The sequence below is a fragment of the Citrobacter freundii complex sp. CFNIH2 genome, assembly GCF_002880615.1.
Lineage (GTDB): Bacteria > Pseudomonadota > Gammaproteobacteria > Enterobacterales > Enterobacteriaceae > Citrobacter_A > Citrobacter_A amalonaticus_F.
The window spans coordinates 2,156,687-2,182,044 of sequence record NZ_CP025757.1; the positions used below are offsets into that span (position 1 = coordinate 2,156,687).

Here is a 25,358-nt window from a genome sequence, read left to right on the forward strand (position 1 = left end):
TCCTCTGCTTTAGGCAACTGGCTGCAATAATGGAATACAGCTTAACGTAGTCGCTTTTAACGGTGAATGCTGAATCTATACTAGGGTATACGCACAAAATTTTGCCTGCTCCCCGTCCCGGTGTACCATTCAGGCAGACAAAATTTCAATGTTAATCGGGATGACGATATGACCGCTCGCGTGATTGCCCTGGATTTAGATGGAACCCTGCTGACCCCGCAAAAAACCCTGCTCCCCTCATCTGTCGAAGCGCTGTCGCGCGCCAGAGAGGCAGGCTACCAACTTATCATCGTCACCGGGCGTCATCACGTCGCAATTCATCCTTTTTATCAGGCACTGGCGCTGGATACACCTGCAATTTGCTGTAATGGTACCTATTTGTATGATTATCACGCAAAAAACGTTCTCGCAGCCGATCCCTTGCCGGTTAACCAGGCACTACAGCTTATTACGCTGCTGGAAGCGCATCAGATTCACGGCCTGATGTACGTGGATGACGCCATGCTGTATGAGCATCCGACCGGCCATGTCCTTCGCACATCAAACTGGGCGCAGACGCTGCCGCCGGAACAGCGCCCGGTCTTCACCCAGGTGCCTTCACTGGCGCAGGCGGCGCACGATGTCAACGCGGTGTGGAAATTCGCCCTGACAGACGAAGATATCCCTAAACTGCAGCAATTTGGCAAACATGTCGAAGAGCAGTTGGGCCTTGAGTGCGAGTGGTCCTGGCACGATCAGGTCGATATCGCCCGTCAGGGTAACAGCAAAGGCAAACGCCTGACCGAGTGGGTTGAATCTCAGGGCGGGTCGATGGAAAACGTGATTGCCTTTGGGGATAACTACAACGACATCAGTATGTTGGAAGCGGCTGGTACCGGCGTGGCGATGGGCAATGCTGATGACGCAATCAAAGCGCGCGCCAACGTCGTTATCGGCGATAACACCACCGACAGCATTGCGAAGTTCATCTATAGCCAGCTGTTGTAATCAGGCGGTTATCGACACGCTCTTAATCTGCGCGTACAGCCAGAGGCCAGGTTTGATCCCCAGTTCATCCCTGGCCCAGGGGCTAATGCGCGCCCACAGCGTTTTCCCCCCCACCTCAAGCTGAACTTCCACCTGCCCGTTATCGTCGTAGCAGTGGATCACCTTCGCACGCAGGATATTGCGGATACTGGTCTGCTGCGGCGGCTGCAGCACCAGCGAGACATCCGACGCCTGAATGCGAATGCGCAGCGAGGCCTGCAGCGGCTCATTGAGCTTATTGACCCATAGATGCTGGTCACCCAGCGCCAGCGCCGTCATCGCGTAATGCGGATGATGCTCCAGCACGCTCACTTTCAGGATGCTGCTCTGCTGTTCTTTCGGCAGCCATGGATGCATCACGCTGCTGCTCCAGACCTCTTCCAGCGCGCCAAATGCCTTCACCTGACCGTCTTCCAGCACCATCACGTTATCGGCCAGATGGAGAATTTCGTCGAGCGAGTGACTGACGTAGAGCATAGGAATGTTGATCTCCCGCGCCAGACGTTGCAGATAGGGCAACAGTTCACGCTTACGCGGAATGTCCAGCGAGGCGAGCGGTTCATCCAGCAGCAGCAGTTCCGGTGCGGTCAGCAGCGCCCGGCCAATCGCCACACGTTGTTTTTCACCGCCGGAGAGGCCGCCCGGCAATCTGTCGAGCAGAGGCTCAATACCCAATAGCGCCACCAGCTTATCGAACTGGCCGGCCATGCTTTTCGCCATGCCGTAACGCAGATTACCGCGCACTTTATAATGGGGAAACAGGCGCGCATCCTGAAAAACGTAGCCTATCCGGCGTTTTTCCGGAGTCAGACAGATACGCTTTTCCGTGTCGTTCAGCACCCGTCCGTTGAGTACAATGCGCCCTTTCTGCGGTCGCGTCAGGCCACTGATCGCATTGATGAGCGAGGTTTTTCCGGAACCGGAGACGCCAAAAATCGCGGTAATACCGCTGGCGGGCAGCGTTTCGTTAAGCGAGACGCAGTGGGTCCCCAGCGTCTGGGAGAAATTGAGTTCCAGCATAATTATCGCCCCGTCCGCTCACGGCTTAGCCGCGCCAGCCATTCAGAAATTAACAGTGAAATCAGCGCCAGTACGATGGAGATAAGGCACAATCTCGCCGCTGCGCTTTCACCGCCCGGCGTCTGAATCAGGGTATACATCGCCGAAGGAATGGTGCGCGTTTCGCCGGGAATATTGGAAACGAAGGTAATCGTCGCGCCAAACTCGCCGAGCGAGCGGGCAAACGCCAGTACCGTCCCGACAATAATGCCAGGCAGCGTCAGCGGAAGAGTAATCGTGAAGAAGACGCGCCAGCGTCCCGCGCCCAGCGTCCGGGCGGCTTGCTCCAGCTTAAGGTCCACCCCTTCCAGCGCAAGCCGGATAGCACGCACCATCAGTGGAAAAGACATCACTGCCGCCGCCAGTACCGCGCCGCGCCAGCTGAAGGCAAAGGTTATGCCAAACCAGTCGTACAGCCACTGGCCGATAAATCCGCGCCGTCCCATCGAGACCAGCAGCAGATAACCGACCACCACCGGCGGTAAAACCAATGGCAGATGCAGTACGCTATCCAGCAAGGCTTTGCCCGGGAAAGTGCAGCGCACCAGCAGCCAGGCAAAGAAGATCCCAAACGGCAAACTAAACAACACGGCCAGGGAAGACACTTTCAGGCTCAGAAGAACGGCCTGCCATTCGGGATCGGTCAATATCATTACTTGGTCGTAAATCCGTAACGTTTAAAGATTTCAGCAGCCTGCGGTCCTTTCAGGTAATCATAGAACGCGCTGACCGTGGCGTTTTTATGTCCATCAACAATCGCGATGGGGTACTCCACTTTTTTGTGCGAATCTTCCGGGAAGGTGGCCACGACTTTAACGCCTTTACTGGCAACCGCGTCAGAGCCGTAAACGATGCCCAACGGCGCTTCGTTACGCTCGACCAGCGCCAGCGCGCCGCGCACATCTTCCGCCGGCGCCAGTTTCGGTGACAGCGTCTCCCAGGCCCCCAGTTTCTGCAGCGCTTCTTTCGCGTAGATCCCCGCCGGAACGTGTTCCGGGTCGCCTACCGCCAGACGTCCACCATTCAGCAGCGTCGTCCAGTTGGTTTTGCTGTCAATCGTAAAATCTTTCTGCTCACTGGCTTTTGGGGCAACCACCACGAGGCTATTGCCCAGCAGCGTCTGACGCGTTGCGGTATCAATCGATTTCTTATCTACCGCGTAGTCCATCCATTTCTGATCGGCAGAAATGAACAGATCCGCTGGCGCACCGGCTTCGATCTGGCGAGCCAGCGTTGAAGACGACGCAAAAGAGGAGACCACGTCGACATTCTTCTCTTTTTTGTACTCTGCCGCGATATCCTGCATCGCATTGGTCAATGACGCCGCGGCAAATACCGTGATTTTCCCTTCATCCGCCAGCGTTTGTCCGGCAACCGTCAGTGATAATGTTGCCCCAGCAAACAAGCGTAACCATGTACGAGCCATCTGTAACTCCTTTCGAGTATCGTTATGTAGACGCAAATATAACGACAAAGCAACGATTTTCCCAGAAGTTATTGATACCACTAAGAGGTTACGCAAAGAAAATATCGGCAGGGATGAGGAGAACTTGAGAAACAATCCTGATGGGGTGCGGGCTGCATTGAGGCGCAACCAACAAAGATACGGTCTGAAAGATGAGAAAACAAAAACGCCCGACTGAGCGGGCGTTTGGGAAATCAATGATTCTGTCTGGACTGGTCTTTCTGACCGATACCGGAGAAAATGTTGAACACTTCACCGAGACCGTAAATCAGACCCAGGATGATGGCCATCACCACAGGTACCATGATTACGGCGAATACCAGACTTTTCAATAACTCTAACATGGTCAACTCCTGATATAGTCCTTGTAGTATTCTAACCGCATCACTGAGAAAAGCACTCCCCTTTTGTGCGGTCGGCTTTGCGTCTCTGCGGTTTTCCGTCACAATAACCTTTTTGCCAGGATCTTGTTATGCAAGCCGAAATCCTTCTTACCCTGAAACTTCAGCAAAAACTGTTCGCCGACCCCCGACGCATCTCTTTGCTCAAGCACATTGCGCTTTCCGGTTCCATTAGTCAGGGCGCGAAAGACGCAGGCATCAGTTATAAGAGCGCCTGGGACGCCATCAATGAAATGAATCTTCTCAGCGAACAAACGCTGGTCGAGCGTGCGACAGGCGGTAAAGGCGGCGGCGGCGCGGTGTTAACCCGCTACGGTCAGCGTCTGATCCAACTCTACGATCTGCTGGCGCAGATTCAGCAAAAAGCCTTCGATGTTTTAAGCGACGATGACGCGCTGCCGCTCAATAGCCTGCTGGCGGCCATCTCGCGTTTTTCCCTGCAGACCAGTGCGCGCAACCAGTGGTTTGGCACCATTACCGCCCGCGATCGCGATCAGGTGCAGCAGCATGTCGATGTCCTGTTGGCCGATGGTGAAACACGACTGAAAGTGGCCATCACTGCCCAGAGCGGCGAGCGTTTAGGGCTTGATGAAGGCAAAGAGGTACTTGTGCTGCTGAAAGCGCCGTGGGTGGGGATTACCCAGGACGACGCCATCGCGCAGGCGGCGGATAACCAGCTCCAGGGCATTATCAATCATATTGAACGCGGCACAGAGCAGTGTGAAGTATTGATGACGCTACCGGACGGTCAGATACTGTGCGCCACCGTGCCGGTAGACGACGCCGCGTCGCTGAACGAAGGTGCGAATGTGACAGCGTATTTCAATGCCGACAGAGTGATTCTCGCAACGTTGTGCTAGGTATCCCTACCTCGGTTATAACGGCGGGATGTTACCCGCCGTTATTTTTTCTTTGAAATTCATTACAAGATGAATAATTCCACCCGGCAAAAAACGACGCATCGTTGGCTATTTTTTGCTGGCGACAGGGGACATTAAAAAGCTCATCGTACCCGCAATACCCTCTTTTTATTGCGGAATACGGAGCAAAAAATGTCAGACTTACCGGAGTGGCAGGCACTTGCCAACAAGGAGCTCAGCCGGCGGAATAAAACCGTCGAGTCGCTGGTCACACAGACAGCGGAAGGCATTGCCATCAAACCGCTGTACACCGAAGCCGACCTCGACAAACTGGAAGTCACCGGCACCCTTCCCGGCCTACCGCCTTACGTTCGCGGCCCTCGCGCCACCATGTATACCGCGCAACCGTGGACCATTCGTCAGTACGCTGGCTTCTCTACCGCCAAAGAATCTAACGCGTTCTATCGGCGTAACCTCGCCGCCGGGCAGAAAGGTCTTTCTGTCGCCTTCGATCTCGCCACCCACCGTGGCTATGATTCCGATAATCCACGCGTCGCAGGCGATGTCGGGAAGGCTGGCGTGGCGATCGATACCGTTGAAGACATGAAGGTACTGTTCGACCAGATCCCACTGGATAAGATGTCGGTATCGATGACCATGAACGGCGCGGTGCTGCCAGTGATGGCGTTTTATATCGTGGCGGCTCAGGAGCAAGGCGTGTCGCCGGAACAGCTAACCGGCACCATTCAGAACGATATTCTGAAAGAGTACCTGTGTCGTAACACTTACATTTACCCGCCGAAACCCTCCATGCGCATTATTGCCTACATCATCGCCTGGTGTTCGGGCAACATGCCGCGCTTTAATACCATCAGCATCAGCGGCTACCATATGGGCGAAGCGGGCGCCAACTGCGTACAGCAGGTCGCTTTTACCCTGGCGGATGGTATTGAATACATCAAAGCCGCCCTTTCTGCCGGGCTGAACATTGATGACTTTGCGCCCCGCCTTTCATTCTTCTTTGGCATCGGCATGGATCTGTTCATGAACGTCGCCATGCTGCGCGCGGCGCGTTATCTGTGGAGCGAAGCGGTGAGCGGTTTCGGCGCAACCGACCCGAAATCGTTAGCTCTTCGTACCCACTGCCAGACTTCCGGCTGGAGCCTGACCGAACAGGATCCCTATAACAACGTCATCCGTACTACTATCGAAGCGCTCGGCGCCACGCTTGGCGGCACCCAGTCACTCCATACCAACGCCTTTGACGAAGCACTTGGTCTGCCCACCGACTTTTCTGCCCGCATCGCGCGTAACACACAAATTATCCTGCAGGAGGAATCAGAAATCTGCCGCACCGTGGATCCGCTGGCTGGCTCCTACTATGTGGAATCGTTAACTGACCACATTGTTAAACAGGCGCGGGCCATCATCCAGCAGATCGACGACGCGGGCGGGATGGCAAAGGCTATCGAAGCCGGGCTACCGAAACGGATGATTGAAGAGGCGTCAGCCCGCGAACAATCACTGATCGACCAGGGCAAGCGCGTCATTGTCGGCGTCAACAAATACAAGCTGGAAAAAGAAGACGACACGACCGTCCTGGAGATCGACAACGTCAAGGTGCGCAACGAGCAGATCGCCTCCCTGACGCGGATCCGCGCGACTCGCGATAATGCCGCCGTTCACGCGGCGCTGGCGGCGTTGACTCACGCCGCATTGCATAATGAGAACCTGTTGGCCGCCGCCGTGAACGCCGCACGCGTCCGCGCCACGCTGGGTGAGATCTCCGACGCGCTGGAGTCGGCGTTTGACCGTTATCTGGTGCCAAGCCAGTGCGTCACCGGCGTGATTGCGCAGAGCTACCATCAGTCCAACCAATCGGCCAGCGAATTTGATGCCATCGTGGCGCAAACAGAACAGTTCCAGGAAGACAGCGGTCGTCGTCCGCGCATTTTGATCGCCAAAATGGGTCAGGATGGTCACGATCGCGGCGCAAAAGTGATCGCCAGCGCCTATTCCGATCTCGGTTTCGATGTCGATCTCAGCCCGATGTTTTCCACTCCGGAAGAGATCGCCCGCCTGGCGGTGGAAAATGATGTACACGTCGTCGGCGCCTCCTCGCTGGCGGCCGGTCACAAAACGCTCATCCCTGAACTGATCGACGCGTTGAAAAAATGGGGACGCGACGATATCTGCGTGGTCGCAGGCGGCGTGATTCCCCCTCAGGACTATGCCTTCCTGGAGGAGCGTGGCGTGGCGGCCATTTATGGCCCCGGCACACCGATGCTGGAAAGCGTACGCGACGTACTGAAGCGGATAAGTCAGCATCATGATTAGCGAATCCACGCTGACTGACACCGTGCGGCGATTGCGCCAGGCAGAGCGGGCCACGCTCGCCCAGGCCATGACGCTGATTGAAAGTCAGCACCCTCGTCACCAGGCGCTGAGCGCACAACTGCTGGATGCCATTATGCCTTTCACCGGCAACGCGCTGCGTTTGGGGATCACTGGCACGCCGGGGGCTGGAAAAAGCACCTTTCTCGAGGCTTTCGGCACGCGACTGATCCGCGACGGACTGCGTGTGGCGGTAATTGCCGTCGACCCCAGCAGCCCGATCAGCGGCGGCAGCATTCTTGGCGACAAAACGCGAATGACCGAACTGGCGCGATCGGATGCCGCCTTCATCCGCCCGGCCCCCTCCCGCGGCCATCTGGGCGGTGCCTGTCTGCATGCGCGAGAGCTGGGGCTGTTGTGCGAAGCGGCGGGCTTCGACGTTGTGATTATTGAAACCGTCGGCGTTGGACAATCGGAAACAGAAATCGCCCAGATCGTGGACTGCTTTGTGTCGTTACAGATAGCTGGCGGCGGCGACGACCTGCAGGGCATCAAAAAAGGGATCATGGAAATGGCGGACTTGATTGTCATCAACAAGGATGACGGGGAAAACCATAACCGTGTCGCTATCGCCCGCCATATGTACGAAAGCGCACTGCATATAGTGCGGCATAAATATGCCGAGTGGCAGCCGCAGGTATTGACCTGTAGCGCGCTGGAAAAACGCGGGATTGATGAGGTCTGGCAGACCATCTGCGATTTCAGAACACAGATGACCTCCAGCGGACGACTGCAACAGGTACGCCAGTTGCAGGAAATTGACTGGTTGCAAAAGCAGACGGAAGCCGAGGCGTTGCGGCTGCTGTTCTCCCGTGACGACTTCGACCGCTACTACCACCTGACGCAGCAGGCCGTCAAAAACAACCGTCTCTCGCCGCGCGTTGGCCTTCAGCGAATCCGCGAATACCTTCAGAATCATTACTTTTCATAAAGAGAAAAATATGCCTTATCAATACGTTAACGTTGTTATCATCCGTAAAGTGGCGGTCATTGAGTTCAACTATGCCCGCAAACTGAACGCCCTGAGCAAAGTCTTTATTGACGATCTCATGCTGGCGCTCAGCGATCTTAATCGCCCGGATATTCGCTGTATTATCCTGCGTGCGCCCAGCGGCGCGAAGGTCTTCTCCGCCGGTCATGACATTCATGAACTGCCCGCCGGACGGCGCGATCCGCTCTCTTATGACGATCCGCTGCGCCAGATCACCCGTATGATTCAGAAGTACCCCAAACCGGTGATCTCCATGGTCGAAGGCAGCGTCTGGGGAGGCGCGTTTGAGATGATCATGAGCTCCGATCTGATCATCGCCGCCAGTACCTCCACGTTCTCCATGACCCCGGTTAACCTTGGCGTTCCGTACAATCTGGTCGGGATCCACAACCTGACCCGCGATGCGGGTTTCCATATCGTCAAAGAGCTGATCTTCACCGCATCCCCTATCACCGCGCAGCGCGCAATGGCGGTCGGCATTCTCAACCATGTCGTCGCCGCCGAAGAACTGGAGGATTTCACGTTGCAGATGGCGCACCATATCTCGGAAAAAGCGCCGCTGGCCATTGCCGTGATCAAGGAAGAGCTACGCGTGCTTGGCGAAGCGCACACCATGAATTCCGATGAGTTCGAACGTATTCAGGGGATGCGCCGCGCCGTTTACGACAGCGAAGATTATCAGGAAGGGATGAACGCGTTTATGAATAAACGTAAACCCAATTTTGTGGGCCATTGATACCGGGAAGGGACAAGATATGAAAGACCCCTGGTCACGGATGAGCGCCGACGACGCGGCGCAGGTAATCGAGCACAATGCGATGGTTGCTTTCAGCGGCTTTACCCCCGCGGGTTCTCCCAAAGCACTCCCTGCGGCTATCGCCCGCCGCGCCAGTGAGCTACATCAGGCGCAGCAACCGTTTCAGATTCGCTTATTGACGGGAGCGTCTATTGGCGCTGCCGCCGATGACGCGCTGTCCGAAGCTGACGCCATCTCATGGCGCGCCCCCTATCAGACATCAGGCAGCCTTCGGCAAAAAATCAATCAGGGTCAGGTACGATTTGTAGACCTGCATCTGAGTGAAGTGGCGCAGATGGTGAACTATGGTTTCTTTGGCGATATTGACGTCGCGGTGATTGAAGCCTCGGCGATCACGCCTGACGGACGGGTCTGGCTCACCAGCGGGATCGGCAATGCGCCCACCTGGCTGCTACGGGCGAAGAAAGTCATCATTGAGCTGAATCACTACCACAACCCACGCGTCGCTGAACTGGCTGATATCGTTATTCCCGGCGCACCGCCGCGTCGCAACAGCGTCCCCATTTATCATGCGATGGATCGCGTGGGCGCCCGGTACGTGCAGATTGATCCCAACAAGATTGTTGCGGTGGTCGATACAGAACTCCCCGACGGCGGAAACGTGCTCGATAACACCAATCCTGTCTGCCAGCAAATCGCCGATAACGTCGTAACGTTTCTGCTGGAAGAGATGGCGCGCGGGCGGATCCCTGCGGAGTTTCTGCCGCTGCAAAGCGGTGTGGGTAATATCAATAATGCCGTGATGGCGCGGCTGGGTGAGAACCCGGATATTCCATCTTTTATGATGTATTCGGAGGTGTTGCAGGAGTCCGTCGTGCATTTACTGGAAACGGGAAAAATCACCGGAGCCAGCGCGTCCAGTCTGACAGTATCCGCCGATTCCTTGCGGAAGATTTATGACAATATGGACTTCTTCGCCAGCCGTATTGTGCTTCGCCCACAGGAAATCTCCAATAATCCGGAAATTATCCGCCGTCTTGGCGTCATAGCTCTCAATGTCGGGCTGGAGTTTGATATCTACGGCCACGCCAACTCAACGCACGTGGCTGGTGTGAATCTGATGAACGGCATTGGCGGCAGCGGTGATTTTGAGCGCAACGCCTACCTGTCTATTTTCATGGCGCCATCCATCGCCAAAGGCGGCAAGATTTCCACTATCGTCCCCATGTGCAGCCACGTTGATCACAGCGAGCACAGCGTGAAGGTGATCATCACCGAACAGGGGATCGCCGATCTGCGGGGACTCTCACCGCTACAACGGGCGCACACGATCATCGACAACTGTGCGCATCCTCTCTATCAGGACTATCTACACCGCTATCTCGCCAGTGCGCCTGGCGGGCACATTCATCACGATCTCAACCATGTGTTCGATCTGCACCGCAATCTGATCGAACACGGTTCGATGCTCGGCTAAGCCATCTCTGCGCCACGATCTTCCGCAATATGCTGAAGCATCGTGGCGGTATAGCGATGGTTTTTCAGGGAGTAAAGGTACTCCTGCATATACATCGTACCGCCGGGCGCATCGAAATACTTCAACGTCGCCGGATTCACCAGACGCCAGGCAAACTAGGGGATCACGGTCAGAAACTGCCCGCGCTCTACCGCGCTTATCTTCGCCATAAAGCTGTAGGGACGATAGATGATCGTTGGGTTAATCCCGCATGGCCGCATATGCGCTTCCAGTATCGCTTCAAAATTGGCCCGATTCTGAAAGCGCATTTGCAGCCAGGGCAGTTCACGCAAAAGCTCCTGCGGCTGTTTATCCTCGTAGCGACGGGAAACAAGAAACCCCAGACGCAGCGGCTTCAACTCACTGATGGTTAGATTATCCAGCTCCTGCACGCGAGCCGAAACATACTGTGGCGAAATGATAAAATCGAGCTGGCGGCTAAACAGGTTATCAATGACTTCATTCTCGCTGAACTCGACAGACTTTACGGTCACACCGTTATACTTGTCGCCCAGACTGATCAACTGGTCGAAAATAATCGTTGGGTAGGTGTTGTCGACGCCAATGACTATGTTGCGCGAACCACGCGCAGCGTGATGAATTTCATTATCGATCGCCGACAGGGACTGATAAATCGGAAACAGTTTCTGGTACAACTCCTGCCCGGCCTTGTTCAGGCTTATGCTGTTGTCTTTACGGGTAAAGAGCGTATAGCCAATTTGATCTTCCAGCGCAGAAATGCTTTTACCAAATGGCGATGCCGTCATGTGTATTTTCTCAGCCGCTCTGGCGATATTATTGGTTTGCGCCAACAGGATGAAATTACGCATTTTTTTCGAGATAAAAACATCCATAAACACTCCATCATTCATCGCCATGACATCTCTACTGGCTGCGAAAAAATACTGGATAACGCGTCGCCCTTTTTTGCAGTTGCTCACAAAATAGCGATAGTTCTGTCGCCGTAATCGCCGCATGGCACAGATACCTACATCGATTTTAAAGCGCCGTTTTTTCCCCGCCGTCGCGCTAATCACATTGACATTCCTCCCCGGAACACGTATCCCTGTCATTCATTGCTGCAAAAAATGGGATGCAAAATGTCATCGTTGCATATTTCGCAAGGCACGTTTCGTCTTAGCGACACAAAAACGCTTCACCTGGATTCCGTGACGTTAAATGCGGGTGAGAGTTGGGCGTTTGTCGGTTCGAACGGAAGCGGGAAATCGGCGCTGGCACGCGCGCTGGCCGGCGAATTGTCGCTGCTCAAGGGCGAACGCCTGTGTACGTTCTCACGGATAACCCGTCTCTCCTTCGAGCAACTGCAGAAACTGGTCAGCGATGAATGGCAGCGTAATAACACCGATATGCTCAGTCCTGGCGAAGAGGATACCGGACGAACCACGGCGGAAATCATTCAGGACGAGGTGAAAAACCCGGCCCGCTGCGCGACGCTGGCGCAGCAGTTTGGTATCACTCATCTGCTCGATCGCCGCTTTAAATATCTCTCTACCGGCGAAACGCGCAAAACGTTGCTCTGCCAGGCGCTGATGGCTGAGCCGGACCTGTTGATTCTCGATGAGCCGTTTGACGGTCTCGACGTCGCTTCCCGCCAACAACTGGCAGGACTGCTTGAAACGCTACATCAGTCAGGTATCACGCTGGTGCTGGTGTTGAACCGTTTTGATGAGATCCCGGCATTCGTTCAGTATGCCGGTGTACTGGTCGACTGCACCTTAACGGAAACCGGGGCGAGAGCCGACTTACTCCAGCAGGCGCTGATCGCGCAACTTGCGCATAGCGAGCGACTGGAAGGGGTGACATTACCTGAAGCCGACGAACCCGCCGCCAACCCTGTTCTGGCTGCCGATGCGCCGCGGATCATCCTCAGGGATGGCGTCGTGTCATATAACGATCGCCCTATTCTCGATCGTCTGAGCTGGCAGGTCGATCCCGGCGAACACTGGCAGATTGTCGGCCCCAACGGAGCAGGAAAATCGACGCTGCTCAGCCTGATCACCGGCGACCATCCGCAGGGTTACAGCAACGATCTGACGCTATTTGGCCGACGTCGCGGCAGTGGTGAAACCATCTGGGATATCAAAAAGCACATTGGCTACGTCAGTAGCAGTCTGCATCTCGACTACCGGGTAAGCACCACGGTGCGCAATGTGATTCTGTCAGGCTATTTCGATTCCATCGGGATTTATCAGGCCGTGTCGGATCGTCAACAAAAACTCGCGCAGCAGTGGCTGGACATTCTGGGACTCGACAAACGCACTGCCGACGCGCCGTTTCATAGTCTCTCCTGGGGACAACAGCGACTGGCGCTGATCGCCCGTGCGCTGGTTAAGCACCCGACCCTGCTGATACTCGACGAACCCTTACAGGGACTGGATCCACTAAACCGCCAGCTTATTCGTCGCTTTGTCGATGTGTTGATTAGCGAGGGCGACACGCAACTGCTGTTTGTCTCCCATCACGCTGAAGATGCGCCTGCCTGTATTACCCACCGTCTGGAGTTTGCGCCAGACGGCGAGACCTATACCTATCAGCAAACGCGGCTGCGTTAGTTTTCATCCGTGGGCGCGAAAGCGCCCTTTTTTTTCGGATAAAAGGCGCAATCATTCTTAAAGTTAATGATTTATAATCGATTAATTGATGACTCAGTGTGAGAAATCGCGAGTGTAAACGATTCCACTATTTTATTCCATGTCACACTTTTCGCATCTTTGTTATGCTATGGTAATTCCATACCATAAGCTTAACGGAGCGAATTATGAGAGTTCTGGTCACCGGTGGTAGCGGTTACATAGGGAGTCATACTTGTGTACAGTTGCTGAAAAACGGTCATGACGTCATCATCCTGGATAACCTCTGCAACAGTAAGCGCAGCGTACTGCCTGTTATTGAACGTCTGAGCGGCAAACATCCGACGTTTGTTGAAGGCGATATCCGCAACGAAGCGCTGATGACGGAGATCCTGCACGATCACGCCATTGACACCGTCATCCATTTTGCCGGACTGAAGGCCGTCGGCGAATCCGTTGCAAAGCCGCTGGAATACTATGACAACAACGTCAACGGAACGCTGCGACTGATTAGCGCCATGCGCGCCGCCGGCGTCAAAAACTTCATTTTCAGCTCATCGGCAACCGTCTACGGCGACCAGCCGAAAATCCCTTATGTCGAAAGCTTCCCGACCGGTACGCCGCAAAGTCCTTACGGCAAAAGCAAGCTGATGGTCGAGCAGATCCTCACCGATCTGCAAAAAGCCCAGCCGGAGTGGAGCATCGCGCTGCTGCGCTATTTCAACCCGGTCGGCGCACATCCATCAGGCGACATGGGCGAAGACCCGCAGGGCATCCCGAATAACCTGATGCCGTACATCGCCCAGGTTGCGGTAGGCCGTCGCGATTCCCTCGCCATTTTTGGCAATGACTACCCGACCGAAGACGGCACCGGCGTACGCGATTACATCCACGTGATGGATCTCGCTGACGGCCACGTTGCTGCGATGGAAAAACTGGCGGGCAAACAGGGTGTCCATATTTACAACCTCGGGGCAGGTGTCGGCAGCAGCGTGCTGGACGTGGTCAATGCCTTCAGTAAAGCCTGCGGCAAACCGGTGAATTATCATTTTGCTCCGCGTCGCGATGGCGACCTGCCAGCCTACTGGGCAGATGCCAGCAAAGCCGACCGCGAACTGGACTGGCGCGTAACGCGCACGCTTGATGAAATGGCGCAGGACACCTGGCACTGGCAGTCGCGTCATCCGCAGGGATACGAGGATTAAGAAACATCATGAGTCAATTCAACCCCGTCGATCATCCGCATCGTCGTTTTAATCCGCTCACCGGACAGTGGATTCTGGTGTCGCCGCATCGCGCCAAGCGCCCCTGGCAGGGGGCGCAAGAAACGCCTTCTAACGAGGTGCTGCCAGCACACGATCCGGACTGTTTCCTGTGTGCGGGCAATACCCGCGTCACCGGCGATAAGAACCCGGATTACAGCGGAACGTTTGTGTTCACCAACGACTTTGCCGCGCTGATGACGGATACGCCTGACGCGCCGGACAGTCACGACCCGCTGATGCGCTGCCAGAGCGCACGCGGCACCAGCCGCGTTATTTGCTTTTCACCGGATCACAGTAAAACCCTGCCGGAGCTTAGCGTTCCTGCCCTGACCGAAATAGTGAAAACCTGGCAAGAGCAAACCGCTGACCTCGGGAAACGTTATCCCTGGGTACAGGTCTTTGAAAACAAAGGCGCGGCGATGGGCTGCTCGAATCCCCACCCCCACGGCCAGATTTGGGCCAACAGTTTCCTGCCAAACGAAGCTGAACGCGAAGATCGTCTGCAAAAAGCCTACTTTGCTGAACAGGGCTCGCCGATGCTGGTTGACTATGTGCAGCGCGAGCTGGCTGACGGCAGCCGTACGGTAGTAGAAACCGATCACTGGCTGGCTGTCGTCCCTTACTGGGCGGCGTGGCCGTTCGAAACGCTATTACTGCCGAAAGCGCACGTGCTGCGCATTACCGATTTGACCGACGAACAGCGCGCAGACCTTGCGCTGGCGTTGAAAAAACTGACCAGTCGTTACGACAACCTGTTCCAGTGCTCTTTCCCCTATTCGATGGGCTGGCACGGCGCGCCGTTTAACGGTGCAGAGAACGAACACTGGCAGCTACACGCGCATTTTTATCCGCCGCTGCTGCGCTCCGCGACCGTCCGCAAATTTATGGTCGGTTACGAAATGCTGGCCGAAACCCAGCGCGATCTTACAGCAGAACAAGCGGCAGAGCGTCTGCGCGCGGTCAGCGACATCCATTTTCGCGAATCCGGAGTATAAAAATGAGTCTGAAAGAGAAAACACAATCTCTGTTTGCTGAAAAATTCGGCTACCCTGCAACCCACACTATTCAGGCGCCAGGCCGCGTCAATCTCATCGGTGAACATACCGATTATAACGACGGCTTTGTGTTGCCCTGCGCCATTGATTATCAAACCGTCATCAGCTGCGCTGCCCGCAACGACCGTCAGATCCGCGTCATTGCGGCCGACTACGATAATCAGACTGACGAGTTCTCCCTTGATGCTCCTGTCGTGACCCATGACAGCCAGCAGTGGGCAAACTATGTACGCGGCGTGGTGAAGCACCTGCTCAAACGCGACAGCAGCTTTGGCGGCGCGGACCTGGTGATCAGCGGTAATGTCCCGCAGGGCGCGGGTCTGAGCTCTTCTGCCTCGCTGGAAGTGGCTGTCGGTACCGTGTTCCAGCAGCTTTACCATCTGCCACTGGACGGCGCACAGATTGCACTCAACGGTCAGGAAGCGGAAAACCAGTTTGTCGGCTGTAACTGCGGGATAATGGATCAGCTCATCTCCGCGCTGGGCAAGAAAGATCATGCCCTGCTGATCGACTGCCGTACGCTGGGCACTAAAGCGGTCTCCATGCCAGAAGGCGTAGCGATCGTTATCATCAACAGCAACTTTAAGCGCACGCTGGTCGGTAGCGAGTACAACACTCGCCGTCAGCAATGCGAAACAGGCGCGCGATTCTTCCAGCAGCCAGCCCTGCGTGATGTCAGCCTGGATGCCTTTAACGCCGTTGCGAACGAACTGGATCCACTGGTTGCCAAACGCGTCCGTCACGTGTTAACTGAGAATGCGCGTACGGTTGAAGCCGCCAGCGCGCTGGAAAAAGGCGATCTGCAACGCATGGGGCAACTGATGGCCGAATCGCACGCCTCAATGCGTGATGATTTCGAAATCACCGTGCCGCAGATTGATACGCTGGTTGACATCGTCAAAGCCACAATTGGCGAGAAGGGCGGTGTCCGCATGACCGGCGGTGGATTTGGCGGTTGTGTTGTGGCGCTGATCCCGGAAGCGCTGGTCCCTGCCGTCCAGCAAGCCGTGGCTGAACAGTACGAAGCTAAAACCGGTATCAAAGAAACATTCTATGTGTGCAAACCATCACAAGGAGCAGGACAGTGCTGAATGAAACACCTGCACTGGCACCCGATGGTCAGCCGTACCGCCTGTTAACCCTGCGCAATAGCGCGGGGATGGTGGTCACGCTGATGGACTGGGGTGCTACGTTACTCTCGGCCCGCATTCCTCTTTCCGACGGCGGTGTGCGTGAAGCGCTGCTGGGCTGCGCCAGTCCGGAGCATTATCAGGATCAGTCGGCGTTTCTGGGCGCCTCAATTGGTCGTTACGCCAACCGCATTGCCGACAGCCGCTATGCCCTCAACGGGGAAACGGTAACTCTGCAACCAAGCCAGGGCGTCAACCAGTTACACGGCGGGCCGGACGGATTTGATAAACGCCGCTGGCAAATTGTTAACCACAATGAACGTCAGGTTCTGTTTGCCATAAGCTCAGACGATGGCGATCAGGGCTTTCCAGGCAACCTCTGTGCGACGGTGCAGTATCGTCTGACCGATGACAACCGCATCTCGATTACCTATCGCGCGACGGTGGATAAGCCGTGCCCGGTCAATCTGACCAACCACGTCTACTTCAACCTTGATGGCGATCAGACCGACGTGCGTAATCATAAGCTGCAACTTCTGGCGGATGAGTATCTGCCAGTGGATGAAGGCGGGATCCCACGCGACGGCCTGAAACCGGTCGCCGGAACCTCCTTTGATTTCCGCACCGCGAAAGTGATCGCCAGCGAATTTCTTGCCGATGACGACCAGCGCAAAGTGAAGGGTTACGATCACGCTTTCCTGTTGCAGGCAAAAGGCGACAGTAAAAAGCCGGTTGCCCTGCTCGCTTCGCAAGACGGAAAGTTGCAGATGGAGGTCTACACCTCGGCCCCAGCGCTACAGTTTTACTCCGGTAACTTTCTCGGCGGCACCTCTTCACGCGGACCGAACGCCTACGACGATTATCAGGGCCTGGCGCTGGAGAGCGAATTCCTGCCAGATAGCCCGAACCATCCGGAATGGCCGCAACCAGACTGCGTTCTGCGCCCCGGTGAGGAGTACGCCAGCCTGACGGAATATCGCTTTATTCCTTCCTGATGGTGCGGCACAACCCGTGCAAAATGCCCGATAGCGCCTGCGTATCGGGCTTTAGATACCGCATCTTGCTCAAATCCCCACCACTCAAAGACAAAATCGCAACTCAGAGTTCACAAGAACCTTACACTGCTGCACTATTTTCGCTATGGTTATGCGTAAGCATTGCCGCTGCCCCGTCACGGCAATATAATGAGAATTATTATCATTCGATAAAGCTTGAGGAGTGAGAGTATGGCTGTAACTAAGCTGGTTCTGGTACGCCACGGCGAAAGCCAGTGGAACAATGAAAACCGCTTCACCGGTTGGTATGACGTTGACCTGTCCGAGAAAGGCGTGGGCGAAGCGAAAGCAGCAGGCAAACTGCTGAAGGCTGAAGGCTATAGCTTCGATTTTGCTTATACCTCCGTGCTGAAACGTGCCATCCACACGCTGTGGAACGTACTGGATGAACTGGATCAGGCCTGGCTGCCAGTCGAGAAATCCTGGAAACTGAACGAACGTCACTACGGTGCGTTGCAGGGTCTGAACAAAGCAGAAACCGCTGAGAAATACGGTGACGAGCAGGTTAAACAGTGGCGTCGTGGTTTCGCGGTGACCCCGCCGGAGCTGACCAAAGATGACGAACGTTATCCGGGACATGATCCGCGCTATGCCAAGCTGACCGAAAAAGAATTGCCGCTGACCGAGAGCCTGGCGCTGACCATCGATCGCGTGATCCCTTACTGGAACGACACCATTCTGCCACGCATGAAGAGCGGCGAGCGCGTCATCATCGCGGCGCACGGTAACTCCCTGCGCGCGCTGGTGAAATACCTCGACAACCTGAGCGAAGACGAAATCCTCGAACTGAACATCCCGACCGGCGTGCCGCTGGTGTATGAGTTCGACGAAAACTTCAAACCGCTCAAGCGCTACTATCTGGGTAATGCCGACGAGATCGCAGCGAAAGCCGCTGCCGTCGCCAACCAGGGTAAAGCGAAGTAAAAGTGTCGCCGGATAGCGGCTTGCGCCCTGTCCGGCCATTTTCTATACCCTAATCACGCCATCCAGTACCACCTGCGCCCTGCCCTGTGAGCAACACTCTACGCGGGCCCGGACGTTATACACTTGCGCCAGACTTTCTGCTGTGATGACCTTTTCCGGCTCGCCGCTGGCGACCCGCTTTCCGTCTTTAAGCATCAGCACATGTTCACTGTGGCGCAGCGCGATATTGATATCATGCACTACCACCACCGTGACCATATTACGCCGTCGTGTTTCGCGGCGAACGACATCCATCACATGAAACTGGTAGTTCAGATCCAACGCACTCAGGGGTTCATCAAGCAACAACAAATCGGGATGACGGATCAGTGATTGCGCCAGTCCCACAAGTTGCCGTTGTCCTCCGGAAAGCTGATCAAGGTAGTGCAATGCCAGAGAGGTAATTCCCAGTTGCTCGAGGATCGCCAGCACCTGTTCATCATCACGTTTACCCAACGCCCGCTGCGCGACATGGATCGACTCCAGAACATGCAAATGCACGCCCTGTGGCAGCGACTGAGGCAAAAACACGACTTTCCCGGCCCGCTCGGCGAGCGACAGCGCCGACAGGTTCTCTCCGTCCAGTAACACTTCGCCGCGAGCTTTACCCAGCCCGGCCAGCGCGCGTAACAAGGTCGATTTCCCACAGCCGTTCGGCCCCAGCAGCGCCGTAATTTTACCGCGCGGCAGTTCATCGACGCTAAGATCGTCAATCACCGGTCGTTCTGGATAGCCCGCAGTGACGCCCCGCAGGATCAAGCCACTCATGACATACTCCCACGGTGACGCAAAATAATGCTCAGAAAGAACGGGACGCCCACCAGCGAGGTGACAATCCCCACCGGTATGATGATACCGGGAAGGATGTTTTTCGAAGCGACAGAGGCCAGAGAGAGCACCAGTCCGCCTGTCAGAATACTGCCAGGCAGATAGAAACGGTGATCTTCACCAAACAGCAGACGTGATATGTGTGGCGCCACCAGGCCAATAAAGCCAATCGGGCCGACGAAGGCTACTGAGAGTGCGGACAGCAAACTGATGCGCAGCAGCGATGACAGGCGCAAGCGACGTACATCGATACCAAAGCTCATCGCCCGTTCTTCCCCCAAACGCAGCGCGGTCAGTTGCCAGGCGCTACGCATTGACCACATCCCGACGCAAATAAATGCCAGCGCCAGTACGCCCATTTTTTCCCACGACGCCCGCGCCAGGCTGCCCATTGTCCAGAATACCAGTCCCTGCAACGTATCCTCATCAGCCACGAACTGCATCATCGAGACCAGCGCGTTGAAGGTGAAGACCAGCGCGATACCAAACAGCACCACGCCGGAGGTCGCCACCCGGGTCCAGCGGGTAATGCCGTCAAGCAACAGGGCAGAGAGCAGCGCAAAAATGAACGCATTCGCCGGAATGAACCACGCGGCAGGAATACCGGGAATGCCGATCCCCAGTACAATCGCCAGCGCCGCGCCAAACGCCGCCGCCGAAGAGACGCCCAGCGTGAACGGACTCGCCAGCGGATTATTCAGGATGGTCTGCATTTCAGCCCCCGCCAGCCCCAGCGCCATGCCAACCAACAGCGCCATGAGGGCGTACGGCAGACGAATCTCCCAGACAATAACCCGGGTGCCACCGCTGGCGCTCGTCGGATGAATCAGCGTTTGCCAGAGTTCACCGATCGGCAGCCCAGATGGGCCGAGCGTAAAGTCCAGTAGTAGCGAACCAACAATCGCCATCACGATCATCAGCACCAGCAGTACGCGCTTGCGGATGACCTTGCGATATTGCGTGTTAATGACATCGTCAATGGCTGTCTGAGGAAGAAGAGACATAGCGGGATAGCAGATGCGTTTGCGAATGAAGGCCGGATTATAGCGCAATTGCCACTCGCTATATAAAAAAATATATTCCGAAACGCGAATACGCTCGGCGAAGAGACAAAAAAGCCGACTCCAGAAGTCGGCTTGTCAGGTTGCAGACGCGTTATCCGCGACGCGCTTTTACCGCATCCGCAAGCTGGCGCAGGATGATGTCGGTATCTTCCCAGTTAATGCAGGCATCGGTAATGCTTTTGCCGTACACCAGCGGCTCACCGCTGTCCGGGTTCTGATTGCCTTCAACCAGATGGCTTTCGATCATCACGCCCATAATCGCAGTCTCACCGTTTGCAATTTGCTGGCATACGTCAGCCCCGACTTCCATCTGCTTTTTAAACTGCTTACAGGAGTTGGCATGGCTGAAATCAATCATGATTTGCGCAGGCAGACCCGCTTTCGCCAGACCTTCTTTCACCGCCGCGACATGTGCAGCGCTGTAGTTCGGCTCTTTGCCGCCGCGCAGAATGATATGGCAATCGCCGTTACCGCTGGTGTTCACAATAGCAGAGTGACCCCATTTGGTGACCGACAGGAAGCAGTGCGGTGCACCGGCGGCGTTGATGGCATCAATCGCCACTTTAATGGTGCCATCGGTACCGTTCTTGAAACCGACCGGACAAGAGAGACCCGACGCCAGCTCACGGTGAACCTGAGATTCGGTGGTACGCGCGCCAATCGCGCCCCAGCTCATCATATCCGCCAGATATTGCGGGGTGATCATATCGAGGAATTCACCTGCCGTCGGCAGGCCGCTGTCGTTAATATCCAGCAGCAGCTTACGCGCAATGCGCAAACCGTCATTGATCTGGAAGCTGTTATCCATATGCGGATCGTTAATCAGCCCTTTCCAGCCAACGGTCGTACGCGGTTTTTCAAAGTAGACACGCATGACGATTTCCAGCTCGCCTTTCAGCGCTTCGCGCAGCGCCAGCAGACGACCCGCGTACTCTTTCGCCGCCACAGGATCATGAATTGAGCACGGCCCAATCACCACCAGCAGGCGATCGTCATTCCCTTTCAAAATTTTGTGAATGGCTTTACGCGCATGGGCAACCGTGTTGGCGGCATTTTCTGTAGCGGGGAATTTTTCCAGCAGTGCGACAGGGGGTAATAACTCGTTGATCTCTTTAATACGTAAATCGTCGTTCTGATAATTCATGATTATTCCAGCGTTGCCATACTTATCTAAATGAATGCAATCCCTCCAATCTATATCCTCAGCCAAAAAGTGTAAACGGTCTTTTACACTTCGAACGGATTAATCCTGGAATTCAGCTAAAAAACGCCACAAAGTAGCGAAAAACGAGATCTAACCTACAATTTTTAACTGTAACCACTCTGTTTATGAATCTTTTCAAGATTCTCTGCTGAGCCTTTGCGCTCGTTTGAGATCTTTAACCATTGCCTGCCCCTTTGACTGGCACATGCACTGTTGGAAGACGTTCTCCGACAACTCAACCAAAACAGGAGCATCTTATGCGAATGACAAAACTGGCCTCACTTTTCCTGACCGCCACGCTCAGCCTTGCCAGCGGCGCTGCGCTGGCCGCCGAATCCAGCACCCAAAGTAATAATGGCCAGGCGAATGCCGCCGCTGACGCCGGCCAGGTCGCCCCGGATGCAAAAGAAAACGTGGCTCCGAATAATGTTGATAACGACAATATCAATTCAGGCGGCACGATGCTGCATCCAAATGGCTCTTCCATGAATCACGAGGGAATGACCCAGGATGAGGTGCACAAAAACACAATGTGTAAGGACGGCCGCTGCCCGGACATGAACAAAAAAGTGGAAACCGGTGACGGTATGAACAACGGTGTTGATAGCAAAACCGATGGCACCACGCAGTAAAACTGAAAACAAGCTAACAGGAGAGCGCGAGCTCTCCTTTTTATTTTATTCGTCCAGAAACGGTATGATGTCATACAGTTAAGATGAAAATAACTAAGGGATGACATTATGGCGCACTCACACTCTCATTCTGCCCCTCACCTGCCCGAGGATGGCAATGCCCGCCGCCTGCTGCTCGCGTTTTGCATCACGGCGGGCTTTATGTTGCTGGAGGTGGTGGGCGGGATTTTATCCGGTTCACTGGCGCTGCTCGCCGACGCCGGACATATGCTGACCGATGCCGCCGCACTGTTGTTTGCGCTACTGGCCGTTCAGTTCGCCCGCCGACCGCCGACTATCCGCCACACCTTTGGCTGGCTGAGACTGACGACGCTGGCCGCTTTCGTCAATGCGATTGCGTTGGTCGTGATTACGATTTTAATCGTCTGGGAGGCGATTGAGCGCTTCTACACGCCGCGTCCGGTGGCGGGCGGCATGATGATGGTCATCGCTGTCGCCGGATTGCTGGCGAATATCCTTGCCTTCTGGATCCTGCATCGCGGCAGCGAAGAGAAAAACCTGAACGTACGCGCTGCGGCATTGCATGTGATGGGGGATTTATTAGGTTCGGTCGGGGCCATCATCGCGGCGGTGATTATCATCTGGACCGGCTGGACGCCTGCCGACCCCATTCTGTCGGTACTGGTCTCACTGCTGGTTCTGCGCAGCGCGTGGCGCTTATTGAAAGATAGCGTGAATGAATTGCTGGAAGGCGCCCCGGTTTCGCTGGATATCGCTGCGCTGCAGCGCCACCTCAGCCGGGAGCTCCCTGAAGTGCGAAACGTCCATCACGTACACGTGTGGATGGTGGGTGAGAAACCGGTCATGACCCTGCATGTACAGGTGATCCCGCCGCACGATCATGACGGACTGCTGGAACGCATCCAGCACTTTCTGATTCATCATTACCAGATTGAACACGCCACCATTCAGATGGAATATCAGCCCTGTCACGGGCCGGACTGCGATCTAAATCAGAAAGTGTCCGACCATTCACATCACCACCACTAATGGGACAGCGCGTGTGAGCCTCGTTCGCGCGCGCTGTTAATCCACATCCGGCTACCGTTAAGCGCAATAAAGGTCAGGATCAGGTACTCCAGCGACATCGCATAGACCCCCTGCAGGGCAAAGATCACGACGCTAATCACATTGATCACCACCCAGAGCAGCCAGTTCTCAACGTATTTGCGGGTCATCAGGATCATCGCCACAATCGACAGCACCATCATGCAGGAATCCCAGAACGGGAAGGCATCGGGCTGTAAATCCGGTACGGCAACCTGTAAACCCAGCATCTGCATGATCGTTACTGCGATACGGGTCAGAAAATCAAAGACCGGGTCGATATAGACCGTCATCAGACCGATCGCCGCCACACAAACCGCCAGCCAGCCCAGCGCCTTCGGCAGAGGCAGCCAGCGAATCTTAAGTTCTGCCTCGTTCTGCGTGGTCTGCCGCGACCACGCATACCAGCCGTAAATGTTGGCGGCGAAAAAGAAAAGCTGCAACAGCAGGCTGGCGTAGAGCTGGATCTGGAAAAAGATGATCGCAAACAGCGTGACGTTAATCAGGCCAAAAGCGTAGTTGCTGATCTTCTCCATACTGGCGAGACCAATGCACAACAACCCCGCGATAGTACCTACCGCTTCGATCCACGACAGATCGTAACCCCCAGCACCCATTGGTATATGTACCAGAATGTTCTGCGTGCTAAAAAAGTCCATCTTTTCCCCCGGAGCGTGTGATTATCTACGCACGTAGTGTAGCCGCAAATTCCAGCATACGGTTTAACGGCGCTAATGCGCCTTCTCGCAGCGCTTCGTCAACGTGTATCTCATGGGTCTGCCCACCCTGCTCCAACCCCTCAGCGATTGCTTTGAGGCCGTTCATCGCCATCCACGGACAGTGCGCACAGCTGCGACAGGTAGCGCCTTCTCCGGCAGTGGGCGCTTCCAGCAGCTCTTTACCCGGTACCGCCTGCTGCATTTTGTAGAAAATACCCCGATCGGTAGCGACAATAAGTTGTTGATGTGGAAGCGTTTTGGCTGCATTAATGAGCTGACTGGTGGAACCAACAGCATCGGCCATATCCACTATTGCCTGCGGTGATTCCGGGTGAACCAGGATCGCGGCATCCGGGTACAGACCTTTCATGCGACTCAACGCCTGCGTTTTGAACTCGTCATGGACGATGCACGCCCCTTGCCAGCAGAGGACATCCGCCCCTGTCTGCTTTTGAACATATTTCCCGAGATGACGATCCGGTGCCCAGATGATTTTTTCACCCAAACTATCCAGATGCTCAATCAGTTCAACCGCGATACTGGACGTCACCACCCAGTCGGCGCGAGCCTTAACCGCCGCGGAGGTATTGGCGTAAACCACGACAATGCGATCCGGATGGGCATCGCAGAACGCGCTGAATGCGTCGATTGGACAGCCAAGATCCAGCGAGCATTCCGCCTCGAGGGTCGGCATTAAAATGGTTTTTTCCGGGCTGAGAATTTTGGCCGTCTCACCCATAAAGCGAACGCCTGCAACGAGCAGCGTCGAGGCGGGATGATTGGCGCCAAAGCGGGCCATCTCCAGTGAGTCAGAAATACAGCCGCCGGTCTCTTCGGCCAGTTGCTGGATTTCGGGGTCGGTGTAATAGTGCGCAACCATCACCGCATCACGCTCTTTCAGCAGGCGCTTGATTTTTTCACGGTAGAACGCTTTTTCATCGGCGCTCAGCGGCACCGGCTTCGGCGGAAACGGATAGATTGCGGCTTCAGGGTCAAACATCACGCTCATCATGCTTTCTCGTTTTACTGGCTTAACGAATTAACCGACTTAAGGCGTGATGCATGCCATGATCGGTCATATTTGTTTTATATGCTAAACAAGATAGCGGATTGAGCGGCAAAAGTCACAACAATTGCGCTTGATAACGCCGGATGGCGACTGACGTCTTATCCGGCCTACAAGGCATAACCATTGACCAGATCAATCATTGACAGGTCTGACAAGCGAAACGCCATCAGACGTTACGCAGGTTGGAATCGTTACATTCTGCGCATA

The 25,358-nt window shown here is 55.2% G+C and carries 23 protein-coding genes and 1 pseudogene; 14 read left to right on the top strand and 10 right to left on the bottom strand.

Going from position 1 to position 25,358, the window contains the following annotated elements; genetic code table 11:
- Positions 1-168: 168 nt before the first annotated feature.
- Positions 169-987, top strand: a complete 819-nt coding sequence (locus tag WM46_RS10640) for a pyridoxal phosphatase (protein WP_102602228.1) — start codon at positions 169-171, stop codon at positions 985-987.
- Here WM46_RS10640 and modC read toward each other — a convergent pair whose 3' ends face one another.
- The 4 genes from modC to WM46_RS10660 form a co-directional block, all read right to left on the bottom strand.
- Positions 988-2,046, bottom strand: a complete 1,059-nt coding sequence (gene modC, locus WM46_RS10645) for a molybdenum ABC transporter ATP-binding protein ModC (protein ID WP_061076908.1) — start codon at positions 2,044-2,046, stop codon at positions 988-990.
- A gap of 2 nt (positions 2,047-2,048) precedes the next feature.
- The gene (modB, locus tag WM46_RS10650) at positions 2,049-2,738 is read right to left on the bottom strand and encodes a molybdate ABC transporter permease subunit (RefSeq protein WP_043001320.1); all 690 of its coding nucleotides are present in this window, start codon (positions 2,736-2,738) and stop codon (positions 2,049-2,051) included.
- Positions 2,738-3,511 carry a molybdate ABC transporter substrate-binding protein gene (gene modA / locus WM46_RS10655; protein ID WP_061076907.1) on the bottom strand — a complete coding sequence of 258 codons (774 nt, stop codon included), beginning with the start codon at positions 3,509-3,511 and terminating at the stop codon, positions 2,738-2,740. The genes modB and modA overlap by 1 nt, the downstream gene beginning before the upstream one ends.
- 233 nt (positions 3,512-3,744) lie before the next feature.
- Positions 3,745-3,894, bottom strand: coding sequence for an AcrZ family multidrug efflux pump-associated protein (locus tag WM46_RS10660; RefSeq protein WP_003023026.1), 150 nt, complete (start codon positions 3,892-3,894; stop codon positions 3,745-3,747).
- A 128-nt stretch (positions 3,895-4,022) separates the two neighbouring features.
- Between WM46_RS10660 and modE the strand changes: the two genes are divergently transcribed.
- The 5 genes from modE to WM46_RS10685 all read left to right on the top strand — a co-directional run bounded on the left by modE (position 4,023) and on the right by WM46_RS10685 (position 10,430).
- Positions 4,023-4,811: a molybdenum-dependent transcriptional regulator gene (gene modE, locus WM46_RS10665; protein ID WP_061076906.1), complete on the top strand. Its 789-nt coding sequence runs from the start codon at positions 4,023-4,025 to the stop codon at positions 4,809-4,811.
- A 192-nt stretch (positions 4,812-5,003) separates the two neighbouring features.
- Positions 5,004-7,148, top strand: a complete 2,145-nt coding sequence (scpA, locus tag WM46_RS10670; protein WP_102602229.1) for a methylmalonyl-CoA mutase — start codon at positions 5,004-5,006, stop codon at positions 7,146-7,148.
- Positions 7,141-8,136: a methylmalonyl Co-A mutase-associated GTPase MeaB gene (gene meaB / locus WM46_RS10675; RefSeq protein WP_102602230.1), complete on the top strand. Its 996-nt coding sequence runs from the start codon at positions 7,141-7,143 to the stop codon at positions 8,134-8,136. The genes scpA and meaB overlap by 8 nt, the downstream gene beginning before the upstream one ends.
- A 10-nt stretch (positions 8,137-8,146) precedes the next feature.
- Entirely contained in the window at positions 8,147-8,932 is a 786-nt protein-coding gene (gene scpB / locus WM46_RS10680; RefSeq protein ID WP_061076904.1) for a methylmalonyl-CoA decarboxylase, read from the top strand.
- A 19-nt stretch (positions 8,933-8,951) separates the two neighbouring features.
- Complete coding sequence (locus tag WM46_RS10685) at positions 8,952-10,430, top strand: acetyl-CoA hydrolase/transferase family protein (protein WP_102602231.1); 1,479 nt, start codon at positions 8,952-8,954, stop codon at positions 10,428-10,430.
- Here the strand turns inward: WM46_RS10685 and srsR are convergent.
- A pseudogene (gene srsR / locus WM46_RS10690) lies at positions 10,427-11,323 on the bottom strand (LysR family transcriptional regulator SrsR). The gene WM46_RS10685 and the pseudogene srsR overlap by 4 nt on opposite strands.
- A gap of 246 nt (positions 11,324-11,569) precedes the next feature.
- Here srsR and modF point away from each other — a divergent pair.
- The 6 genes from modF to gpmA all read left to right on the top strand — a co-directional run bounded on the left by modF (position 11,570) and on the right by gpmA (position 18,489).
- Complete coding sequence (gene modF / locus WM46_RS10695; RefSeq protein ID WP_102602232.1) at positions 11,570-13,042, top strand: molybdate ABC transporter ATP-binding protein ModF; 1,473 nt, start codon at positions 11,570-11,572, stop codon at positions 13,040-13,042.
- 206 nt (positions 13,043-13,248) lie between these two features.
- Entirely contained in the window at positions 13,249-14,265 is a 1,017-nt protein-coding gene (gene galE, locus WM46_RS10700) for a UDP-glucose 4-epimerase GalE (RefSeq protein WP_054176163.1), read from the top strand.
- An 8-nt stretch (positions 14,266-14,273) separates the two neighbouring features.
- Positions 14,274-15,320, top strand: a complete 1,047-nt coding sequence (gene galT, locus WM46_RS10705) for a galactose-1-phosphate uridylyltransferase (RefSeq protein WP_061076900.1) — start codon at positions 14,274-14,276, stop codon at positions 15,318-15,320.
- 2 nt (positions 15,321-15,322) lie between these two features.
- A complete protein-coding gene (gene galK / locus WM46_RS10710; protein ID WP_061076899.1) occupies positions 15,323-16,471 on the top strand; it encodes a galactokinase in 1,149 nt (382 codons plus the stop codon).
- The gene (galM, locus tag WM46_RS10715) at positions 16,465-17,505 is read left to right on the top strand and encodes a galactose-1-epimerase (RefSeq protein ID WP_102602233.1); all 1,041 of its coding nucleotides are present in this window, start codon (positions 16,465-16,467) and stop codon (positions 17,503-17,505) included. Before galK ends, galM begins: the two co-directional genes overlap by 7 nt.
- Before the next feature lie 231 nt (positions 17,506-17,736).
- On the top strand, positions 17,737-18,489 hold the full coding sequence (gene gpmA, locus WM46_RS10725) for a 2,3-diphosphoglycerate-dependent phosphoglycerate mutase (protein ID WP_061076897.1): 753 nt from the start codon (positions 17,737-17,739) through the stop codon (positions 18,487-18,489).
- 42 nt (positions 18,490-18,531) lie between these two features.
- Here gpmA and WM46_RS10730 read toward each other — a convergent pair whose 3' ends face one another.
- The 3 genes from WM46_RS10730 to aroG all read right to left on the bottom strand — a co-directional run bounded on the left by WM46_RS10730 (position 18,532) and on the right by aroG (position 21,564).
- Positions 18,532-19,296, bottom strand: a complete 765-nt coding sequence (locus tag WM46_RS10730; protein WP_102602234.1) for an ABC transporter ATP-binding protein — start codon at positions 19,294-19,296, stop codon at positions 18,532-18,534.
- Complete coding sequence (locus tag WM46_RS10735; protein WP_102602235.1) at positions 19,293-20,360, bottom strand: FecCD family ABC transporter permease; 1,068 nt, start codon at positions 20,358-20,360, stop codon at positions 19,293-19,295. Before WM46_RS10735 ends, WM46_RS10730 begins: the two co-directional genes overlap by 4 nt.
- Positions 20,361-20,511: 151 nt before the next feature.
- A complete protein-coding gene (aroG, locus tag WM46_RS10740) occupies positions 20,512-21,564 on the bottom strand; it encodes a 3-deoxy-7-phosphoheptulonate synthase AroG (RefSeq protein ID WP_102602236.1) in 1,053 nt (350 codons plus the stop codon).
- 317 nt (positions 21,565-21,881) lie between these two features.
- Here aroG and WM46_RS10750 point away from each other — a divergent pair, with 317 nt between their 5' ends.
- Both WM46_RS10750 and zitB read left to right on the top strand, forming a co-directional pair.
- A complete protein-coding gene (locus tag WM46_RS10750; protein ID WP_061076895.1) occupies positions 21,882-22,256 on the top strand; it encodes a YbgS-like family protein in 375 nt (124 codons plus the stop codon).
- A 108-nt stretch (positions 22,257-22,364) separates the two neighbouring features.
- The gene (gene zitB / locus WM46_RS10755) at positions 22,365-23,306 is read left to right on the top strand and encodes a CDF family zinc transporter ZitB (RefSeq protein ID WP_102602237.1); all 942 of its coding nucleotides are present in this window, start codon (positions 22,365-22,367) and stop codon (positions 23,304-23,306) included.
- On the opposite strand, the gene pnuC is transcribed toward zitB, so the two are convergent.
- Positions 23,303-24,022, bottom strand: coding sequence for a nicotinamide riboside transporter PnuC (pnuC, locus tag WM46_RS10760; protein WP_102602238.1), 720 nt, complete (start codon positions 24,020-24,022; stop codon positions 23,303-23,305). The two genes, zitB and pnuC, sit on opposite strands and share 4 nt — an antisense overlap.
- Before the next feature lie 25 nt (positions 24,023-24,047).
- On the bottom strand, positions 24,048-25,091 hold the full coding sequence (nadA, locus tag WM46_RS10765) for a quinolinate synthase NadA (protein WP_102602239.1): 1,044 nt from the start codon (positions 25,089-25,091) through the stop codon (positions 24,048-24,050).
- Positions 25,092-25,358 lie beyond the last annotated feature (267 nt).

What these genes read in the sequence shown, in the direction of transcription:
- galK (WP_061076899.1), top strand. Translation starts at nt 15,323, where the DNA reads ATGAGTCTGAAAGAGAAAACACAATCTCTGTTTGCTGAAAAATTCGGC.
- galE (WP_054176163.1), top strand. Translation starts at nt 13,249, where the DNA reads ATGAGAGTTCTGGTCACCGGTGGTAGCGGTTACATAGGGAGTCATACT.
- WM46_RS10735 (WP_102602235.1), bottom strand. Translation starts at nt 20,360, where the DNA reads ATGTCTCTTCTTCCTCAGACAGCCATTGACGATGTCATTAACACGCAA.
- nadA (WP_102602239.1), bottom strand. Translation starts at nt 25,091, where the DNA reads ATGAGCGTGATGTTTGACCCTGAAGCCGCAATCTATCCGTTTCCGCCG.
- zitB (WP_102602237.1), top strand. Translation starts at nt 22,365, where the DNA reads ATGGCGCACTCACACTCTCATTCTGCCCCTCACCTGCCCGAGGATGGC.
- modE (WP_061076906.1), top strand. Translation starts at nt 4,023, where the DNA reads ATGCAAGCCGAAATCCTTCTTACCCTGAAACTTCAGCAAAAACTGTTC.
- WM46_RS10730 (WP_102602234.1), bottom strand. Translation starts at nt 19,296, where the DNA reads ATGAGTGGCTTGATCCTGCGGGGCGTCACTGCGGGCTATCCAGAACGA.
- gpmA (WP_061076897.1), top strand. Translation starts at nt 17,737, where the DNA reads ATGGCTGTAACTAAGCTGGTTCTGGTACGCCACGGCGAAAGCCAGTGG.
- modB (WP_043001320.1), bottom strand. Translation starts at nt 2,738, where the DNA reads ATGATATTGACCGATCCCGAATGGCAGGCCGTTCTTCTGAGCCTGAAA.
- galT (WP_061076900.1), top strand. Translation starts at nt 14,274, where the DNA reads ATGAGTCAATTCAACCCCGTCGATCATCCGCATCGTCGTTTTAATCCG.
- WM46_RS10660 (WP_003023026.1), bottom strand. Translation starts at nt 3,894, where the DNA reads ATGTTAGAGTTATTGAAAAGTCTGGTATTCGCCGTAATCATGGTACCT.
- modF (WP_102602232.1), top strand. Translation starts at nt 11,570, where the DNA reads ATGTCATCGTTGCATATTTCGCAAGGCACGTTTCGTCTTAGCGACACA.
- pnuC (WP_102602238.1), bottom strand. Translation starts at nt 24,022, where the DNA reads ATGGACTTTTTTAGCACGCAGAACATTCTGGTACATATACCAATGGGT.
- modC (WP_061076908.1), bottom strand. Translation starts at nt 2,046, where the DNA reads ATGCTGGAACTCAATTTCTCCCAGACGCTGGGGACCCACTGCGTCTCG.
- scpA (WP_102602229.1), top strand. Translation starts at nt 5,004, where the DNA reads ATGTCAGACTTACCGGAGTGGCAGGCACTTGCCAACAAGGAGCTCAGC.
- meaB (WP_102602230.1), top strand. Translation starts at nt 7,141, where the DNA reads ATGATTAGCGAATCCACGCTGACTGACACCGTGCGGCGATTGCGCCAG.
- WM46_RS10640 (WP_102602228.1), top strand. Translation starts at nt 169, where the DNA reads ATGACCGCTCGCGTGATTGCCCTGGATTTAGATGGAACCCTGCTGACC.
- scpB (WP_061076904.1), top strand. Translation starts at nt 8,147, where the DNA reads ATGCCTTATCAATACGTTAACGTTGTTATCATCCGTAAAGTGGCGGTC.
- aroG (WP_102602236.1), bottom strand. Translation starts at nt 21,564, where the DNA reads ATGAATTATCAGAACGACGATTTACGTATTAAAGAGATCAACGAGTTA.
- WM46_RS10685 (WP_102602231.1), top strand. Translation starts at nt 8,952, where the DNA reads ATGAAAGACCCCTGGTCACGGATGAGCGCCGACGACGCGGCGCAGGTA.
- modA (WP_061076907.1), bottom strand. Translation starts at nt 3,511, where the DNA reads ATGGCTCGTACATGGTTACGCTTGTTTGCTGGGGCAACATTATCACTG.
- WM46_RS10750 (WP_061076895.1), top strand. Translation starts at nt 21,882, where the DNA reads ATGCGAATGACAAAACTGGCCTCACTTTTCCTGACCGCCACGCTCAGC.